Annotated in this window: 15 protein-coding genes; 3 read left to right on the top strand and 12 right to left on the bottom strand. The window is 48.6% G+C overall.

The features are described 5' to 3' along the window. Positions 1-37: 37 nt before the first annotated feature. From acpP to DUW71_RS16405, 5 genes are all read right to left on the bottom strand, one after another. Entirely contained in the window at positions 38-271 is a 234-nt protein-coding gene (gene acpP, locus DUW71_RS16425; protein WP_119396368.1) for an acyl carrier protein, read from the bottom strand. A gap of 470 nt (positions 272-741) precedes the next feature. Beyond that, a complete protein-coding gene (gene fabG / locus DUW71_RS16420; protein ID WP_119396367.1) occupies positions 742-1,485 on the bottom strand; it encodes a 3-oxoacyl-ACP reductase FabG in 744 nt (247 codons plus the stop codon). A gap of 9 nt (positions 1,486-1,494) precedes the next feature. Then, complete coding sequence (fabD, locus tag DUW71_RS16415; protein WP_119396366.1) at positions 1,495-2,421, bottom strand: ACP S-malonyltransferase; 927 nt, start codon at positions 2,419-2,421, stop codon at positions 1,495-1,497. A gap of 280 nt (positions 2,422-2,701) precedes the next feature. Then, positions 2,702-2,884 (bottom strand): 50S ribosomal protein L32, encoded by a 183-nt coding sequence (rpmF, locus tag DUW71_RS16410; RefSeq protein WP_119396365.1) that lies wholly within the window; start codon positions 2,882-2,884, stop codon positions 2,702-2,704. A 16-nt stretch (positions 2,885-2,900) separates the two neighbouring features. After that, positions 2,901-3,446 carry a YceD family protein gene (locus DUW71_RS16405; RefSeq protein ID WP_119396364.1) on the bottom strand — a complete coding sequence of 182 codons (546 nt, stop codon included), beginning with the start codon at positions 3,444-3,446 and terminating at the stop codon, positions 2,901-2,903. 53 nt (positions 3,447-3,499) lie between these two features. Between DUW71_RS16405 and DUW71_RS16400 the strand changes: the two genes are divergently transcribed. Further along, positions 3,500-4,084: a Maf family protein gene (locus DUW71_RS16400; protein WP_119396363.1), complete on the top strand. Its 585-nt coding sequence runs from the start codon at positions 3,500-3,502 to the stop codon at positions 4,082-4,084. Here the strand turns inward: DUW71_RS16400 and DUW71_RS16395 are convergent. Beyond that, complete coding sequence (locus DUW71_RS16395; protein WP_119396362.1) at positions 4,081-4,995, bottom strand: RluA family pseudouridine synthase; 915 nt, start codon at positions 4,993-4,995, stop codon at positions 4,081-4,083. The two genes, DUW71_RS16400 and DUW71_RS16395, sit on opposite strands and share 4 nt — an antisense overlap. 411 nt (positions 4,996-5,406) lie before the next feature. Here DUW71_RS16395 and rne point away from each other — a divergent pair, with 411 nt between their 5' ends. Further along, a complete protein-coding gene (gene rne, locus DUW71_RS16390; protein WP_119396361.1) occupies positions 5,407-8,136 on the top strand; it encodes a ribonuclease E in 2,730 nt (909 codons plus the stop codon). A 58-nt stretch (positions 8,137-8,194) separates the two neighbouring features. Continuing rightward, complete coding sequence (gene rsuA / locus DUW71_RS16385; protein WP_119396360.1) at positions 8,195-8,887, top strand: 16S rRNA pseudouridine(516) synthase RsuA; 693 nt, start codon at positions 8,195-8,197, stop codon at positions 8,885-8,887. Here the strand turns inward: rsuA and DUW71_RS16380 are convergent. The 6 genes from DUW71_RS16380 to msrB all read right to left on the bottom strand — a co-directional run bounded on the left by DUW71_RS16380 (position 8,855) and on the right by msrB (position 15,768). Beyond that, complete coding sequence (locus tag DUW71_RS16380) at positions 8,855-9,562, bottom strand: polysaccharide deacetylase family protein (RefSeq protein ID WP_119396359.1); 708 nt, start codon at positions 9,560-9,562, stop codon at positions 8,855-8,857. The two genes, rsuA and DUW71_RS16380, sit on opposite strands and share 33 nt — an antisense overlap. Next, positions 9,562-10,689, bottom strand: coding sequence for a glycosyltransferase (locus DUW71_RS16375; protein WP_119396358.1), 1,128 nt, complete (start codon positions 10,687-10,689; stop codon positions 9,562-9,564). Before DUW71_RS16375 ends, DUW71_RS16380 begins: the two co-directional genes overlap by 1 nt. Before the next feature lie 2 nt (positions 10,690-10,691). Further along, positions 10,692-11,834: a sulfotransferase family protein gene (locus DUW71_RS16370; protein ID WP_119396357.1), complete on the bottom strand. Its 1,143-nt coding sequence runs from the start codon at positions 11,832-11,834 to the stop codon at positions 10,692-10,694. Beyond that, positions 11,831-12,451, bottom strand: a complete 621-nt coding sequence (gene cysC / locus DUW71_RS16365) for an adenylyl-sulfate kinase (RefSeq protein WP_119396356.1) — start codon at positions 12,449-12,451, stop codon at positions 11,831-11,833. The genes DUW71_RS16370 and cysC overlap by 4 nt, the downstream gene beginning before the upstream one ends. A 192-nt stretch (positions 12,452-12,643) precedes the next feature. Then, on the bottom strand, positions 12,644-14,620 hold the full coding sequence (locus DUW71_RS16360) for a methyl-accepting chemotaxis protein (protein ID WP_119396355.1): 1,977 nt from the start codon (positions 14,618-14,620) through the stop codon (positions 12,644-12,646). Positions 14,621-14,661: 41 nt separating this feature from the next. Next, complete coding sequence (msrB, locus tag DUW71_RS16355) at positions 14,662-15,768, bottom strand: peptide-methionine (R)-S-oxide reductase MsrB (RefSeq protein WP_119396354.1); 1,107 nt, start codon at positions 15,766-15,768, stop codon at positions 14,662-14,664. Positions 15,769-15,792: the final 24 nt, after the last annotated feature.

The raw sequence follows: 15,792 nt of genomic DNA, 5'->3' as shown, positions 1-15,792 counted from the left end.
TCGCGAAGCCTGATGCTAAGCGTTTAGCAACGACCAATTACTGGTTGTTGTTGATGTAATCGATCGCGTCCTGAACTGTTTGGATCTTTTCTGCATCTTCGTCAGGGATGTCAGTATCGAACGCAGTTTCAAGTTCCATTACTAGCTCAACAGTGTCTAGAGAGTCAGCACCCAAGTCATCTACGAAAGATGCCGCTGGCACTACGTCTTCTTCTTTAACACCTAGTTGCTCAGCAACGATCTTCTTTACGCGTTCTTCAATATTGCTCATGTTAACTCCCGATTATTCTGTTCGGTATAAGGAATTTAAAAATTTTGCTTAGTGTATTGGTCACAATTGCCAACGGCAAGTAAAAAGTTTCTGTCGTTTTAGGCACGACTGAAGCACTTACACTAAACGATCAATTAGTGTTCAAAACCTAGCAAAAGCGCTTAAAACATCAACAAAAAAGCACTTTTGCCTATTTATATCAGCTTAATATCAAGTTATTTGGCTAATTAGGCTTGCAAGAGTCATTCTGCAAACCTTAGCGATTGACTGAATCGAAATGATAGCGCGGCGAAAGCTTGCGAAAACGCCGCACAATTCAACCAATCCGGATTTAGGGAGTTATGTGGATCTGAGCTTAGTGCAGTACAAGGCAAATGTGAGCGAGGCGCGCAGTGTACAAGTCGTACATGAGTAGCCGAGCGAACATTTAACGCAGTAATGCGCAAGATCAGACCCACAGGAACCCTAAATCACATGTACATGCCGCCGTTTACGTGTATCGTCTCGCCGGTGATGTACGCTGCTTCTTCACTTGCCAAGAATGCAACAGCCGACGCAATCTCAGCTGGATCACCCAAACGACCAGAAGGCACTTGCGCTAGCAACGCTTCTTTGTGCGACGCTTCTAGTACATTAGTCATATCCGTTGCGATAAAACCAGGTGCAACAGCATTCACAGTAATGCCACGCGGGGCAACTTCACGTGCTAGCGAGCGAGAAAAACCTTCGGCGCCTGCTTTTGACGCAGAGTAGTTCGCTTGGCCAGCATTACCCATCGAGCCCACAACAGAGCTAATGTTTACGATGCGACCCCAACGGTTTTTCGACATCGCACGTAATGCAGCCTTTGAAACGCGGAAGATGCTGGTTAGGTTGGTATTGATTACCGCATCCCAGTCTTCTTCTTTCATGCGCAACATTAGGTTATCTTTAGTGATACCAGCATTGTTCACCACGATCACTGGCGCGCCAAAATCTTCTGTTACCGCTTTAAATAACTCGGTTACTGAATCTGTATCCGCAACGTTTGCAACGTAACCTTTACCTTTTACACCAGCTTCAGCTAGATATTCAGTAATTTTTGCCGCACCACCTTCAGATGTAGCCGTACCAACGACGGTAGCACCTTGTGATGCTAACTTTAACGCGATCGCTTTGCCGATACCGCGCGTTGCACCTGTAACTAGGGCAACACGACCCTCATGCATAGACATATAAGCTCCTTAAGCTTCTAAATACTTTGCGAGGCTGGCAGCATCGCCAGTCGCTTGCGCACCTAGCGCACGATTAATACGCTTCGCTAGACCCGCTAACACTTTACCTGGACCAACTTCAACTAGGGTTTCAACACCCTGCTCGGCCAGTTTGTTGACTGATGGCGCCCACAGTACCGGCTGGTACAGCTGAGCGATCAGTTTTTCACGAATTAGATCTGCCGACTCAGCCACGTCACCATCCACGTTATGTAGAACAGGAATGCTTGGCGCCGTAATGTTCACTTCTTTCAGCGCTTGCGCTAGCTTTTCTGCTGCTGGTTTCATTAGCACACAGTGCGACGGCACACTTACAGGCAATGGCAACGCACGTTTCGCACCAGCTTCTTTTGCACGCTCACAAGCAGCATCAACAGCTTCTTTATGACCAGCAATGACAACTTGGCCAGGCGAGTTGTAGTTCACTGCCTGAACAACTGCTGCGTCGTCTAGCGCGCCACAAACCTCTTCAACTTGCTCATCAGTCAAACCAAGGATCGCAGCCATGGCACCAACGCCAGCAGGCACGGCTTGCTGCATCAGTTGGCCACGTAGCTCAACAAGCTTTACTGCGTCTTTAAATTCGATTGCACCAGCACATACCAATGCTGAGTACTCACCCAAGCTGTGACCCGCCATGGCAACGGGTGCTGCCACACCTTCTTGCTGCAATACACGGAAAAGGGCCACGCTTGCTGTTAACAATGCTGGCTGGGTTTTTTCTGTTTTACCTAACTCTTCAGCAGGGCCATCTTGAACCAATGCCCAAAGGTCGTAACCAAGTGCTTCAGACGCTTCAGCGAACGTGTCAGTTACAACAGAATATTTTTCAGCCACATCTGCAAGCATCCCTACAGTTTGTGAGCCTTGACCAGGAAAAACAAAAGCGGTTGTCATAATGGTTCCATATAAGTATCTAGTTGGCATTATCGATTGGACAATGACAGAGTAAACAGAAGATCTGAGAAAACAATTGTGATTATTTCGAACAGGTCAGTAGAGTGGCGGTATTACTGACTTAACACAACCCATTGCAGGCTGCTGTAATTATAAATATTTCCCGAAGCTGCGCTTCGTAAAACCTACTGCTGCACATATCGTAGGTCGTACGAATCTTTGATTCGGGCGACATAGCTTTGTAATGCTCAAAAAAAAGGAGCCGCTAGGCTCCTCTTTTTTAGTCTTCGCTGCTGTCAGCAACTACTTTCTTACCACGGTAAAAGCCGTCTGGCGTTACGTGGTGACGACGGTGAGTTTCACCAGTCGTTGAATCTACTGACAGAGTTGCAGCAGTTAGAGCGTCGTGTGAACGGCGCTGACCGCGACGTGAACGAGTTACTTTGTTCTTTTGAACAGCCATGGTTTACTCCAAGCTTTCAGGATAACTTATCTTTCAAATCCGCTAGCATAGCGAACGGATTCTGCTTAGCCTCACCATCAACTTCAGACTGCTCATCCTCAGTTGGCGAAGCGGTGTAATGGTTCGGTGCATTGCACTCAGCTTCAGGATGCATGACATTAACAGGCACCCCGAGCAGCAGTTCGTCTTCAAGTGGGCTTACGATGTCAGCACGATCTTGATCACCGCTCACCAACCAGGGCTCGTATTGTTTGCTAACGTGCGCTGCTGCCTCATCAGAGAACACAATAGCTAGTGCAAAGTCGGCACGTATTGGCAAGCGCATCGGCTGCAAACAGCGCTGACAAGTCACTTCAACGTCAACAGAAAGAGACCCTTTAACAAACCGCTGCCGATCTTCATCAATACCAAACTCTAATTCAACCTCAGCATCAGTCACTACTTCGATACCAGATTCCTGCGTGCGAACAAATTTGCTCGCGGCAATCATTCCAGAAAGCGAGACAGCTTTTTGTGCTAATTTTAGTGGCTCAAGTGAGCTTGGTAATGCAGGTTTCGACATAGGCGCGGTATGATAGGGATCGGTCAAGCTACTGTCAAAGGTTTTCGTACATTATGAGTATAGTTCTCGCGTCCTCATCTCCCTATCGCCAGCAACTTTTGCAACGATTGCAACTGTCATTCATCGCTGACAGCCCGGATATTGATGAAACGCCGCTACCTAACGAGTCGCCAATAGAACTGGTCACGCGCTTAGCACGACTAAAAGCAGAAGCGACAGCTAAGCGTCATCCGGGCAAAATCATCATTGCAAGCGACCAAGTTGGTGTCGACCCATATGGCACTATACTGACCAAGCCAGGCACACGCGACGCTGCAATTGAACAATTAATGCGCTACCCCAACAACCAGATCAGTTTTCTAACCAGCCTTTATACAGGCACAACTGAACAGCATTGCCTCGATGTTGTTAGCTACGATGTCGGCTTCCGAGACTTAACGCGTGACCAAATCGAGGCATACGTAGATATGGAACAACCATTTGATTGTGCCGGCAGTTTTAAAGCCGAAGGGCTAGGCAGCGCCCTATTCAGTTATCAACGCGGCGATGACCCAACTAGCTTGATTGGGCTACCACTCATCAAGTTATGCGAACATCTAGATAGCCTTGGTTATGACGTGCTCGGTCGGCATAACTAAAAGTTCAGCATGACACCCTCTTTTGGGGCATCCAGCGTTAGGCGCTTGCCGGTGCGAGGGTGCTGAAAAGTAAGCTGGGCAGCATGCAGCATCAAGCGATCACAACCAATAGATTTACTGTACGCCAGCTCTTCTGGGGTGCAGTATTTTTCGTCACCGGCAATCACACCACCGCCATACAAACAATGCACACGTATCTGATGGGTCCGACCGGTCTTTGGTGAGGCTTCCATTAATGTCCAGCCTTTGCCACGCTTGAGTACCTTATAACCCGTCACCGAAGGCTTGCCAGCTCTTGAAACTCGAACCAAGCGCTCCTCGCCTCGTTGATAGCGTTCAAGTGGCGCATCCACAGCACTTTTCCCATCCGGCCATCGCCCCAACACCACACAGTGATAAATTTTGCGCATGGTTTTACCACGCAGTTGATCATGCAAGTGCTTGAGCGCACTGCGCTTTTTGGCAACGAGAATCACCCCTGAGGTGTCGCGATCTAAGCGATGCACTAATTCTAAAAACTTTTGTTGCGGATATAACTGGCGCAGCGCTTCAATTAAACCAAGCTTCACGCCACTGCCACCATGCACTGCTAACCCATGCGGTTTATTAACCGCAATCATCACGTCATCTTCATATAAAATGCGGGCTTGCAACGTTTGCTTTAACTGCTCACTAGCCGGCGCGGCAGCACTCGGCTCACTTACTCGCACTGGTGGAATACGAACTACATCATCTATCGCGAGTCGGTCAGTTTGCTTGCAGCGCTTTTTATTAACGCGCACTTCACCTTTTCGAATAATTCGGTACACCAAGCTTTTTGGCACACCCTTTAACTGCGACATCAAAAAGTTGTCCAGCCGCTGACCATCGTTATCTTCGTTGATGGTGACAAATCTCACGCCTTGCGACATACATCCACACTACTTATTTAACAAAGGCCTATGATAACAGGTTATTGAACATTTGCGCCCTAGCTACATTCTGTTATATTGAGAAAGTATCCGTAAAAGGATCTGGATTTAACATAGCAAATCCATCGAGCACGAGTCAGTGCCAAGCTAGATTTATGCTGGTGACGCAATAAACTGCATTTAATGCGCAAGCGGGAAGAGCCGTAAGACTTGCCTAATAATGCCACGTCATCAGCAGAACTTCACAATTTACGATGAACGCCATTCTGCAATCAGAGGTGAGTCAGCTGTCGGAAGCAAGATGAGTTAAGTTGACGTCCCGACAACGACCAAGGATTCAGATTTGACGTGAAGTAATCTGCTTCGCGACCCGTCTTGGTGGATAACAACAACCAAGAGTCGAATTACTGCATGAAAAGAATGCTAATTAATGCAACACAGGTTGAAGAAACCCGTGTTGCCTTGGTCGATGGGCAGAGCCTGTACGACCTAGACATCGAAAATGGCTTTCGTGAACAAAAAAAAGCAAACATCTACAAGGGTCGAATCACCCGCATTGAACCAAGCCTTGAAGCTGCGTTCGTAGACTACGGCGCTGAACGCCACGGCTTTTTACCCCTTAAAGAAATCGCACGCGAATACTTCTCTAATACCGACTTCCAAGGTCGCCCAAATATCAAAGATGTCGTCGCTGAAGGCACCGAGGTCATTGTTCAGGTTGACAAGGAAGAGCGTGGCAATAAAGGGGCAGCATTAACCACTATGATCAGCCTCGCCGGCCGGTTCCTAGTATTGATGCCAAACAATTCGCGCGCTGGTGGTATATCCCGCCGTATTGAAGGTGAAGAACGTGCCGAATTGCGCGAAGCGATGCGCGGCTTAAACATTCCTAAAGGCATGGGCGTCATTGCACGCACAGCCGGCATCGGCCGCTCTACCGAAGAGCTTCAGTGGGATCTAGACAACCTACTGAACTTGTGGCGCGCAATTACCGATGCATCGGCGAATAAGGCACCTCCGTTCCTCATTTTGCAAGAAAGCAACGTGATCATTCGAGCGATCCGTGATTATTTGCGCTCGGATATTGGTGAAGTACTGATTGATAACGAAGACACCTTCGCTGAGGCACAAGGCTTTGTTTCAACCTACATGCCAACGTTTGCCAATAAAATTAAGCTGTACCAAGACGAAGTACCGCTTTTTAATCGCTTTCAAATTGAGTCGCAAATTGAGTCGGCATTCCAGCGTGAAGTGAAGCTACCATCAGGCGGCTCAATTGTTATCGACCCAACTGAAGCCTTGGTATCGATTGATATCAACTCAGCACGTGCGACCAAAGGCGGCGATATTGAAGAAACCGCGCTGAATACCAACCTCGAAGCAGCGGAAGAAATTGCCCGCCAGTTGCGCTTGCGTGACATCGGTGGCTTGATCGTGATCGACTTTATCGACATGACACAAGCCAAGCACCAACGCGAAGTTGAACAGAAGTTAAAACAAGCCGCAGGTGCCGACCGCGCCCGTGTACAAATTGGCCGTATTTCACGCTTTGGCCTGCTAGAACTATCACGTCAACGTTTGCGCCCATCATTGGGTGAAACAAGTGCGATCACTTGCCCGCGCTGCTCAGGCCACGGCATCATTCGCGATGTTAAATCACTGGCATTATCTATTCTTCGCATTGTTGAAGAAGAAGCGTTTAAAGAGCGTACGTCACAAATTCGTGTCGTAGTGCCACTCGCCGTTGCAACCTACTTGTCGAACGAGAAGCGCAACGCCATTACCGAGATAGAAAAGCGTCTTGATGTACATATCCTAGTCATTGCCGACCCAGAGATGCATACCCCACATTATGATGTGGTGCGCCTGCGTGATGACGACGAGCAGCTAGGTGATGACACACCAAGCTTTAAGATTAAGGTTGAGTCGAGCAGCACGGAAGAGCAAACAGCAGCCCTAGAAGCTCCTGTTAAGCGTGAGCGAGCTGCTGTATCGCAAATTGCTGCGGCACCAAAAAAAGCGCTACCTGAAGAGGCGCCGGCGACTGAGTCACTGCTGGGCAAAATTAAAGGCTGGTTAAAATCTGCATTTGTTGAAGAAGCACCAGAGCGCGACACTAGCGCCGCACCAGCAGCTAAAAAACCAAAACAAGACAGCAAGCAAAAGCCAAAGCCAGCGAAAAAACCTCGCAACAACGATCGTAATAACGACCGTGGTAGCGATCGTGGCCGTAACACCGATCGCAACAATGATCGAGGCCCAGATCGCAACACTGACAAGTCAAATAGAAACGGTGACCAGCGCACTAACGACAAGCGCCGCAAGCCTCGCAACAACGATAAGTCAAACGATAAAGGCCAAGATAAGCACAACGACAGCAAAGCGCCCGAGCAGAAAAAGCAGGAGCGCAAAGCTGATCCAAATCGCCGCCCAAACCGCGACGACCAAGGCCGCATTCCAACCAATGAGCGCGGTGCGAATCGACGCGAGCGTGACAATAGCGCGCAAGAGTCGCGCAAGGCACAAGCTGCGGTAACTGAGCAAACAGCAGAAGTCACATCGCAAGCCGTTGTTGAAGAGGCAAGCGAAAAGCCTCGTCGTACACGCAAGCCTGACAGCAGCAAAGCCCGTACAACGAAGCCAGAGGAAGTGGTTAACTCGCCAGTTGAAGAAACTGCAAGCCAAGCGCCAAACAATGGTGAACAAACTACTGCTGCAGAAGCAACGCCTGCGACAGGCGAGCAACCAAAAGCTGAGCCGACTACAAGTGTTGAGCAGCCTGAAGCTACGACTGAAGCAGCAAGTAAACCTGAAGCAGTGGCCAAACCTGAGGCTGAAAGCAAGCCGGAGGTTGCAGTGAACGCGGAGCCACAAGCGAGCGACAAAAAAGCAGCGCCTGCGCCACAACAATCTGCAGAGCCGCCGGTAGAAGCCAGCGAGCAAGCGCCTGCACCAACGAGCCAAAGCGAACCTGCACAAGCAGAGCCAGTCGAACCGGCGAAAGCAGATGCTAGCAGCACGGATACAGCCGAGCCGGCAAAAGAAGACAAAGCTGGCGCGCCGCGTCGTCGCCGTCGTCGCGCGCCAAACGACCCGCGCGAAATTGCTAAGCGTCAAGCCAGCGAAAGCAACGCCGAGTAGCGTTAACCAAATAGGGCCTGCGGGCCCTTTTTTTTACCTGATTGATTACGAGACACTTATGCGCCTAGATAAGTTTTTTTCTGACGCTACCGGAATGAGCCGCAAAGATGCTAAACGCCAAATTGGCAAGGGCAATGTTACTTGCAATGGCGAAGTTGAAAAACGCGCAGCCTATGTGGTCGCAGAACAGGATGAGATTGCTTGGCATGGCGAGCAGCTTAGCATTGCCGGCAACCTCTACATAATGCTCAACAAACCGCCAGGCTTTGTTTGCTCCACCGCTGACCCAGAACACCCGACAGTGCTTGAGCTGGTGGATGTCGTTAGCCGAACACCTCTGCACGCAGCTGGGCGTTTAGATATCGACACCACAGGCTTAGTATTGTTAACCAACGACGGGCAATGGTCTCATCGCATTACCTCACCTCAGCACCAGTGCGAAAAACGCTACCGTGTTGAACTTGCCGATCCAATAACCGACGAGCAAATTAAACAATTAGAGCAAGGCGTGCTGTTACGCAATGAGGACACCCCTACTCTGCCAGCTAAAGTGGCAGTCATCGACGTACAGGAAATTTTGATTTCCATTTCTGAAGGTCGCTACCATCAAGTGAAACGCATGTTGGCGGCAGTTGGAAACCACGTTGACGCCCTGCACCGCGAGGCAATCGGGCCTATCGAACTGGATAAGGATCTTGAGTTAGGCGAAAGCCGATACCTAACGGACGAAGAGATAGTCTGGGTGGGTTAACTCAACCTGCTCGCTGGCAATACGAGTTAAATCCCGACGCAAATCATCTGCCAGCAGCAGCGATAAGTCTTGTGGGTGGATACCAATGCGTACGGGACGCCAGCGGCCCAATACCCGGTTAATCGCGTTCCAAGCACGCACCGACCATTTTCGCAATAGCGTGTCAGCCTCATAACCAACCATCGGCAAAAAATGGTGACGTTGCGCTCGGCTGTCATAAACGAAAAACGTTGACTCAAAAAGTCGGTAGCCACTGTCGCTGCGTTGATTAATAGGCAACTGACCAAATGCCCAAGCCGGTGGCACATACCAGTCACTGATTGGCAGACCGTTTTGCTCGAACCAATCGCGATTCGCTTGCATTAACGTTAACTCTTCCTCAGCAGTGATCGACAAATGCTCAGCGACATCACGCGAGACGAAAGTTGCATGCAACTTGTGCCACAAGGTTTCTATCTTCTCTGTTTTATGGTGCCAGCCATGGCCTGCAAGCTGCAAGCCATGAGTTGTCCACTGGCGCAACTGCATGAGCTGCTCGGGCTGCCATGCTAAGCCAGGCACCACCAACAACAGTATTTTATTACGGTGCGCACTAGGCACGAGCTCAATGATTTCGGCAACTCGCTCCATTGTCTCCGGCATCACATCATGAATGGATAAAACGGCTGTTTTCATTAAGCAACCTGGCGCAGTGGTTGATTCGACAAAGCACCCAATAGTTGCAGCCAGTCACTAATACTCCACTCATGAACTTCGCTGGCAACCGAGAGTGCTTTAGCCGCCTGTGCTTGCAGTGCATCGCTAGGCACTTGCTTGAGTTGCGACAATACTTGCGTTAGCGTCTGCTGCTCACTAATTAAACTCATCGCCCCAGATAAATTCTGCCACTGACTAATACCACAGCCCGTGCTAACAATAGCAATGCGCTGACGCGCCATGGCTTCTAGCGCAATGGTACCGAATGATTCAAAGTAAGATGGCAGTAACAGTGCATCATTGGCATCCATTTGTTGGCGCAATTGAGCTCGGCTTAACCAGCCAACATAGTGCAAGTTATCTAGCTCATCACAATAGGCTTCAACTTCCTTGCGCATTGGGCCATCACCAGCAACCGTAAACTGGATATCACGATGGCGTTTTGCTGCAAGCAGCACAGATGCTACGTTTTTCTCAGCCGCAAGACGGCCAGCAAACAAACAACGCTTTAACTCGCCTGAATGCGGCACCACGGGTGTATCAACAAATTCAGCCGGTATGGGTGTACCAACAAGCTTTACCGATTCAGCACCGATGCGTTCGGCGAGCTCTACCATTTCTCTAGAATTAGCCAATACTTCTGAAGATTTACTAAACAGGTATTTGTTCGATTGCTCAAAATATCGACGGGCCACTTTGCCCATAATCGAGCCTTGCCAGTACAAGTCCGTTAAGTGCTCAAAGCTCGTGTGAAAACCAGCTACCACTGGAATATTCATCGATTGCGCAATGAAAGCACCCATTAGGCCATAACAACCTGGTGTTGGCACAATCACGACATGAGGATTCAACTGGCGCAACGAGCGTTGCAACGAAATTGGGTTGGGCATGCACATCTTTTGTGTCGAGTCGCCTGGCAAAGGCAACACCATACCCGCCTGCCAACGACCATCAGCCTCGATCGTTGGAGAGAAAATTTCGACCTGATGAATATGGCGACGTAAATGTGTTACCAAATCGAGATAGTACGCGCCAACACCGTTGCGTGCGGGTGCAGCATCCGAGACTACTGCTAGACGTAGCTGTTGTGTATGAGCAATCGTCATCTTTACGCTCCTTGCATGCTAAGTGCTTGATGCTGACGCCATGCTGGCATAAAAAAACGCCGTATGTCGTCTTCGCCAATGTGGTATTCCAACAAGCTGTATTGGTGGCCACTACTGTACTGTCGCGAGGCTTGCGCTTGTTGCTCAAGCTGCTCAGCGAAAGCATCTGTAACTTCTAGATGACAGAACTGATAAATAGCCTTAGTAGTACTTACCAGTTCCGTTTTAATTTGGCTCATTGGTACCAGCACACAATTGGGTTGCGATGCCCAGTGCGCGACAATTTCATAATAGGCTGCTAGCGAATTCAGAAGAGGTTGCTGAATTTGCTTAAACGTCGCCATGCTTGCAAATAAGGCCACAGAAGGCTTTAACGAGCTAAGCTGCGAAGCAACGACCGTTTCCGGATCACGAGTACAGGCGATAAACTTTGCATCAGGGAACGTTTGACTCAGGCTGGTCATCATTGACGTGAAAGATGGGTTTTTCGATAAAATCCTTAGGTCAGAACCATGGAAATATAAATGCTTCTGCAAACAACTATAATAGTACTGCATGACCAAACGGCGCCACCAAGCCGGTAGTTGTTGGTCAAACTGACTGAGTTGCCATATGTACTTGCTATTTGGCGCCAGTACGAACAGTAAAAAACAAGCGTGGATAGATAAAAATAACAGGAAGTCTTCTTCTGGCTCATCCAAGCGAATGGTATGGATGTTATCCATGCGAACAAACAGCCGTTGCTGTGCTCGCTCTACTAAACCAACAAAAGGTCGACCCAGAAAAGCAACTGCTTGCCAGAAATAGCGCTCGCTGATCGATGGCGCCAAAATACATTCCCACGTTCTAAGGGTTGTTAATGACGCATCATTAGCCAGCACTCGTTGCAAAAAAGTAGTGCCGCTGCGCGGCACTCCCAAAACAAATACTGGCGCCTTTACAGGCAGCTGCCGTGCCTTGCGAAACAGCAGTGCATCCAAAATAAAACCAATAATGTGAACAACATTCAATGCGCTCAGCGCAATCCATACTAGCGAAAACAGAACTAATCTTTTTGGTAAACACTTAATGCCAGCACTGGGTAGCGCTTTAATTAATGTGAAGAGTAAAAAAAAAGGCGCAATCGCTAATAGGATGATGTTCATTTTACTGCTCGTAAAGGCTTAGGCTTTAGCCATCCATTGATCGTTAGATACTCCACTACCTTTTGCGCACATTGTTCGGCAGTGAACTGACTACCGTCCAAATAAACTTCTGGGTTAACTGGCGGCTCATAGCTCGAGTCGATACCAGTGAAGTTCTTAATTAACCCAGCCCGTGCTTTACGATACAACCCTTTTGGGTCACGCTTTTCGCACTCAGACAATGGTGTATCAATATGAATTTCAATGAACTCACCTTGTTCAAACCGGTCACGTACCATTTGCCTTTCACTCGCGAACGGTGAAATAAATGCAGATAATACGATGAGGCCAGCATCGCTCATTAGCTTGGCAACCTCTCCTACTCGGCGAATGTTTTCTTTTCGATCCGAATCGGAAAAGCTTAGATCAGCATTCAACCCAAGACGAACATTGTCGCCGTCAAGTAAATAACTATGATGACCTTGGCGGAACAACTCCGCTTCGACCATATTGCTGATGGTTGACTTCCCTGCACCGCTCAAACCAGTAAACCAGAGCACACAGGCTTGCTGGCCTTTTTGGGCGGCACGCTGAGCTTTGCTAATCTCAGCTGCGTGGTATGTCAAATTTTCGCGCATGCTTATCTCCTTACTACGCTACGCAGAATGACGTTAAAGTGTGATGATAATGTGACACTAACAAGTCACTATCATTGCAATCAAGTCTTGCAGACATTGATTGCAAGACGAGTAAGGCGGCATTCATTCATAACGCGTGAGAGATAGGCTATTTTTGGCTACCGCCCTTGATCGGTTGCATAAATTAACATATCAACAGTTAAATTTTTCCATTAATTTGTTCTGCTGAGCAGCTAAATCACTCACGTACTGACTTGATTCACTTCCTGATATGGCTCTTTGATAAGCCTGCTCTGCCAGGTCAGCAACATCTACCACGTTTCGATTAATTTCGCTGGCAACCAACGTTTGTTGCTCTGCAGCCGTGGCAATTTGCGTCGACATATCTTGAACAACAGCCATCGCTTGATCGATGTCATGCATCGCTTTTGAAGTAATTTCAGATTGCTCCACACACACCACCATAGATGCCGCAGCGGCATCCATATAACTCTTAGCCTGTTCACTGGCCGCCGTTAATGACGTAATCATGCTTTGAATTTCGGCCGTAGACTGGTTGGTTTTATCGGCAAGACTTCGCACTTCATCGGCAACCACAGCAAACCCTCTGCCAGACTCGCCAGCACGAGCTGCCTCAATGGCAGCGTTTAATGCAAGCAGATTGGTCTGTTCAGCGATACCACCAATGACATCCAAAATATTGGTAATTTGTGCGGTTTGTTCAGCTAACTTACTAATCACATCGTTAGCCGCATGCACCTTACCATCTAACTCATTGATCGTGGCAATATTACTTTGCATTGCCTGCTCACCGTTATTGGCAAGTGTTTTTGCATTCTCAACTTCATGGCGTGTCTCATTGGTTGACTTGGCAACTTCCGAAACGGCCGATTCCATCTCATTGATTGCCGTGGCGATCGACTGCGCTTGATCTTTTTGATGGCCAGCTTGTTGTTGTGACGTAGCCGCTTGCTGTTTTGACTGCGAAGCAGAATCGGCGAGCGCTGTGGCATTTTTTCTAAGCTCAGTAATAGATGCCGACAGCTCTTCGCTGAGTTCATTGACATAGCGACCAATGCGACTGAACTCATCTCGCCCAGATGCAGCAAGGCGAACAGTAAAGTCGCCTTTGCTCACTTGCTGCAGCGCTCTAAGACTCGCTTCAAGTGGATTACGAATACTCATAATTGACCGCCAACCAATTAGAAGTGCTGCAATAATGGCTACCGCGATACCAGCAAGTGTATAGGCTCTCGCGCTCGCTGCAGTTTGCTGGCCATCCATTTGCTGCGTTGCAGCATAATCCGACACGGAGTCGCTAATACTGGCAATCATAGTCTCAGTTTGAGCAATGGTTGCCTCCCACTGCCCTAGCAGGGTTAACAACTGAGCTTGTTTTTCAAACACTGCCAACTGGGTACTAGCAAACCCCTCATCACCCGTTAAAAAATTTCCTAGAACTGCGCGCATTTGCACCAGTTGTTCAGTCGAAGCGCCTTGTGATTCGATGCGATCAATAACAGCTTGCATTGACTCAAACGAGCGCAGCAACCCACCATTATCGATATCCTCTATCGAGCTGGCTTGCGCCAATGTTTCGGCAAATTCCACCACTGGTTGCGCTAAGCGGTCGAACTGGCGATAGCCACGTGCAGCAGCGCTGCTGGCACCTACTTGTAAACGCTGGGAGTCTGATAACATGCCTTGCCAAAGAGAGGTAAACTCGTTGAGTAGTTGGATTTCTCTCGCCTCAAGCACCCTTAAGTTATTTACCGTGGCAATGATATTTTCGACCTGACCTTGCGTGGCGTTGACTGGCGTTTTTAGTTCACTGAGTGCTTGCCTACTAGTAAAAGAGCTGGGGGTTTTGGCGACGAGCTCATCGTAACTGGCGACAAGTTGTTGTTGCGAAGCGATGATGCGATTGCGGGTGCTTTCACTGGGGGGAACTTCAAACAGGTAACCTGTTAGATCGTTTTGCAGCTGATAGAGCTCTTGCGGCACCACTTGCGACTGTTCAACAAAAGGTAATAACTCAAAATACGCCGAGTCATTTTTTGCCACAATTTGAGTTATTGAGGATAGCGAAAGCAGCCCTATGGCAGTTAATAAACCACCCAGCAAGCCAAAACCGATAACAATTCTTTGAACGACGCTCAAGCCCCGCATAACACCCCCCAAGAATTCTGTTATGCAGGGCCAAGACTGGTTTAATCAAACAGATAACTAAACTCGCCGTATCCTGCATCATCCAGCTCAGCTGCAGGAATGAATCTCATTGCAGCAGAGTTCATACAATAGCGTAGACCAGTTGGTTCAGGTCCGTCGTTAAAAACATGCCCTAAATGGGAGTCGGCAAACTCACTGCGAATCTCTGTACGCACCATAAATAATGATCGATCCTCTTTTTCAACGAGCTGAACGCCAGGCAATGGCTGGGTAAAACTAGGCCAGCCAGTACCAGATCGATACTTGTCGGTAGAACTAAATAACGGCTCCCCCGAAACGCGGTCAACATAAATTCCTGGTGCTTTGTTGTCCCAGTATTCGTTATTAAATGCACGCTCGGTACCGTCTTTAACAATGACCTTATATTGAAGATCGGTTAGCTGCTCACGAAGCTCGTCATCGCTTGGACGCTGGTAATCAGCAAAGCGCTCGCGCCAAGCATTAGCAGGTGCACTGGCAGCTGTCGGCGCAAGCAATTCTTGCATAAACTGCTTGTCCATAATGGCATCATCGCGCCCCCAAACACTGAAAATATAATCGTCACGACCAGAACGCGAACGATACAACTTGTAGCGGAAAGAGTTTCTTAGGTAATAGTTTTGGTGAACGTCACCAGCTGGATAAAAACTCTTAAACGGCTCGATCACCGTGACAATTTCGCCATCAATGATACCACTGGCTTGCAACAAATCGCGTGAGCGCTCGGCAAGCCTCTGCTGCTCTTCGCTATGCGTATAAATTGCTGAGGTATAGTGGCGACCTCGGTCAACAAAAGAGCCACCGGCATCAGTTGGATCGAATTGGCGCCAATAGATGTTCAAAAGTTCAGCATAGCTGACTACTTCAGGGTCGAACGTAATTTGCACCACTTCACGGTGTTTAGTTTTGCCGTCCACCACATCGTAATAATTTGGGTTGGCAATATCACCACCACTAAACCCAGAAATGACTTGTTTAACGCCATCTAGCAGCTCGTAAGGCGGCTCCATACACCAAAAACAGCCACCGCCAAAAGTTGCCAGCTCGTCTTCCGACATCGCTGAAACGCTCATGAGCGCTACTAACGTTGCAATGATTAACTTCCTCATACCCACCTCGTGTTGCTAATGCAA

This window comes from Salinibius halmophilus (assembly GCF_003577475.1).
In the GTDB taxonomy this organism is placed as follows: Bacteria; Pseudomonadota; Gammaproteobacteria; order Pseudomonadales; family Natronospirillaceae; genus Salinibius; species Salinibius halmophilus.
The sequence above is the reverse complement of the archived record's forward strand: the minus strand, read 5'-3'. Positions and strand labels throughout refer to the sequence as shown.